This window comes from Tessaracoccus sp. OH4464_COT-324 (assembly GCF_003932855.1).
In the GTDB taxonomy this organism is placed as follows: domain Bacteria; phylum Actinomycetota; class Actinomycetes; order Propionibacteriales; family Propionibacteriaceae; genus Arachnia.
In genome coordinates, this window is record NZ_RQYZ01000180.1 from 1 (window position 1) to 311 (window position 311).

Sequence of the window (311 nt, forward strand, 5' to 3'; positions counted from 1 at the left end):
TAACTAGTATCAGTTTCTAATCTTTGCATGGTTTTATCTGAATGAATTTTGATTGTTTTATAGTCATTACTAGTTTCAATAAGAGTATGATCACTTATCGTCCATAGCCCAGTGTGCTTTGTTTCATATTTGAATTCTCGAGAGAAATCCATATAGCCAATACCGACAGAACTGCCATTTTCTAAATATTCGGTATGATCTACAGTCGTTAGGTTAAAAAGTGGATAATGAATAACACATCTCCATTTACCAACAATATCTTTTGTAGATATTGTTGGTTGAGCCATTGAAGAAATTGATAGAGCAGATAC

The 311-nt window shown here is 32.5% G+C and carries 1 protein-coding gene; it reads right to left on the reverse strand.

Annotated features, from left to right (window positions below):
* On the reverse strand, positions 1-287 hold a 287-nt coding region (locus EII42_RS12680), incomplete at its 3' end, for a hypothetical protein (RefSeq protein ID WP_148098075.1).
* Positions 288-311 lie beyond the last annotated feature (24 nt).